General features: G+C 43.6%; 4 protein-coding genes and 2 pseudogenes. All 6 read left to right on the forward strand.

What is annotated here, in order from left to right; genetic code table 11:
• Positions 1-329, forward strand: a pseudogene (locus HMPREF1024_RS0127415) (IS3 family transposase); the annotation flags it as partial.
• Between the two features lie 30 nt (positions 330-359).
• Positions 360-539: pseudogene (locus HMPREF1024_RS31825) on the forward strand (type VI secretion system tip protein VgrG); the annotation flags it as partial.
• Between the two features lie 6 nt (positions 540-545).
• Positions 546-1,091, forward strand: coding sequence for a DUF3828 domain-containing protein (locus HMPREF1024_RS29275; RefSeq protein WP_223817490.1), 546 nt, complete (start codon positions 546-548; stop codon positions 1,089-1,091).
• Positions 1,092-1,164: 73 nt separating this feature from the next.
• Positions 1,165-1,635 carry a DUF3828 domain-containing protein gene (locus HMPREF1024_RS0127420; protein WP_025368036.1) on the forward strand — a complete coding sequence of 157 codons (471 nt, stop codon included), beginning with the start codon at positions 1,165-1,167 and terminating at the stop codon, positions 1,633-1,635.
• Positions 1,636-1,977: a hypothetical protein gene (locus HMPREF1024_RS0127425; protein WP_032451418.1), complete on the forward strand. Its 342-nt coding sequence runs from the start codon at positions 1,636-1,638 to the stop codon at positions 1,975-1,977.
• Positions 1,978-1,998: 21 nt separating this feature from the next.
• The coding region (locus HMPREF1024_RS04350) for an IS5/IS1182 family transposase (RefSeq protein WP_032266909.1) at positions 1,999-2,356 on the forward strand (358 nt) is incomplete at its 3' end.

A 2,356-nucleotide genomic window follows, 5' to 3' on the forward strand; every position in this document is an offset into this window, starting at 1 on the left:
CTGTGGCGGCGTAAGCGGCCAAAAGGGGTTATAGGCCCACAGCGACCGGGGTGGTCGAGTACTGCTCAGCAGATTATCAGGCCCTGTTGAAGCAGCACGACCTTCGGGGCAGCATGAGTGCAAAAGGCTGCTGCTATGACAATGCCTGCGCGGAAAGCTTTTTCCACACGCTGAAGGTAGAGTGCATCCACGGTGAGCGTCTAATCAGTCGCGATGATATGCGTACGATGGTATTTAATTACATTGAGTGCGATTACAATCGCTGGCGTCGTCACAGTGCCTGTGGCGGCCTCAGCCCGGAACAATTTGAAAATCAGAATCTCGCTTAGGCGCGTGTCCATATTACGAGGAGAGGATCATCTTACCTGAGGCTGAGTAAGAACGGCATTGAACATGGCTCATCAGGTGAGTTCATTATGAAGACGTCTGACTATCTGGTACCAGGATCGGGCGCAAATCTCCCCAACGAAACACCCAATTTCAGCCTGACGGATATCACTCAGGAAAGCAAAATCAGCAGCAAATCTTTCAATGACTAAGGGCTGATGATGGATCCATTAATTCCTCATATGCGTAATGTGTTTTTATTTGCATTTTTGCTTTGTTTATCAAATTTTACACAGGCATCCGAGCAAACAAGCCCAGAAAACATCGTGTACAATTTTTATAAGTCATATTTGAAAGAAGAATCATCGGACAACGGTCGATTTCTCAGCCAATATGTTTCTGATGAGTTAATGAAAAGCATTAACGACTCAATGATGTGTAATTATGATTCTGATGATTCAGTGTCGGCAGAAGAACTCGAAGGAAAATGTTCACAAAAGCGCGAATGCAAGCAGTTTAAAGGGCGTTATATTTGTAACTGGCATGGTGCTTGGGTTGATACTGATGTTGATTATTTTACAAAATCACAAGATGTTTATCCTTCATGGAAAGCAAGTATAAGTACCTTTGATGTATATCAGAAAGAGAATGACTCTTCAGTCAACGTTATTTTAGGAGCAGGTTCCGAGCCTAAAGTTAAATTTAATGTTGTGCTAGAAAAAATTGATAGGAAGTGGAAAAACACCAGCGTAACGGAACAATAAGAACGTGGTCATTTTCTAAATTTCTCACCTCGACTACTTATACAAATACCAACATATCTACGGAGAGACGTTCATGTTGAAGAAGATTATTTTTGCTTGCTGCTTATTCTGCGTGGCCAGTATAGCCTCAGCTTCAGCAGACGATAGTTCAATGCCTCGGGAAATTGTTGCAAATTTTTATCATGATTACCTTGTTGCGTCTGAAATGCCTGATATGGAATCAGCTGATAAACTAACTCAAAAAGCTATTTTTGAATATACAACTGAGCATCTCAGAAGTCTGCGGGATAATGATGAATCGGGTGCTGATTATTTTGTCGATGCTCAGGATATTTGTGAAGAATGGAAAGACAGCATTAATGTGGAAACTGTTTCAGAGAATGACCAGGTCGCACAAGTGAAGCTAACATTAGGATATGGTAAGGGTGTATCCCTGTATGCCGTTAACCTGGTTAAAGAAAAAGGGAAATGGTTAATGGATTCTGTTAAGCCCATATCTCATAGTAGTATTTATTGTCCTCGACAAGCAGAGGGAGGAGAATAAATGCTGGACAAGAATGTAGCAGTTAGTGTTTTAAACACTCAAGCCCTGGCCAGAGCGAAAATTAACGCCGAGAATTTTAAAAATGGCATAGATAAAAAGCTTAAATATGGCGAGTCAAAATGTGCCCGCTATGTTAAAAAAGCATTAATCGCTGGAGGGGCATCTGCAAAAAATTCAGGAGTTGAATCAGCTAAAAATTATGGCCCATGGCTGCTTGAAAATAACTTTAAAGTTGTGGGTGGCGCTACAACAGTGTGTACTGGCGGTGTATTCACAATTTCTGGTCAGCAAGTGGGGGATGTTGTCGTAATCCAGGCAGCACCACACCATGGGCTTTGTTGAATAAATCGAACTTTTGCTGAGTTGAAGGATCAGATCACGCATCCTCCCGACAACACAGACCATTCCGTGGCAAAGCAAAAGTTCAGAATCACCAACTGGTCCACCTACAACAAAGCTCTCATCAACCGTGGCTCCCTCACTTTCTGGCTGGATGATGAGGCCATTCAGGCCTGGTATGAGTCGGCAACGCCTTCATCACGAGGAAGGCCCCAGCGCTATTCTGATCTCGCCATCACCACCGTTCTGGTGATTAAACGCGTATTCCGGCTGACCCTGCGGGCTGCGCAGGGTTTTATTGATTCCATTTTTGCCCTGATGAACGTTCCGTTGCGCTGCCCGGATTACACCAGTGTCAGTAAGCGGGCAAAGTCGGTTAATG

It is taken from the genome of Klebsiella sp. 4_1_44FAA (assembly GCF_000238715.1).
GTDB lineage: Bacteria > Pseudomonadota > Gammaproteobacteria > Enterobacterales > Enterobacteriaceae > Klebsiella > Klebsiella pneumoniae.

Coding starts and splice junctions, on each gene's coding strand:
- HMPREF1024_RS0127420 (WP_025368036.1), top strand. CDS start 1,165: ATGTTGAAGAAGATTATTTTTGCTTGCTGCTTATTCTGCGTGGCCAGT.
- HMPREF1024_RS29275 (WP_223817490.1), top strand. CDS start 546: ATGATGGATCCATTAATTCCTCATATGCGTAATGTGTTTTTATTTGCA.
- HMPREF1024_RS0127425 (WP_032451418.1), top strand. CDS start 1,636: ATGCTGGACAAGAATGTAGCAGTTAGTGTTTTAAACACTCAAGCCCTG.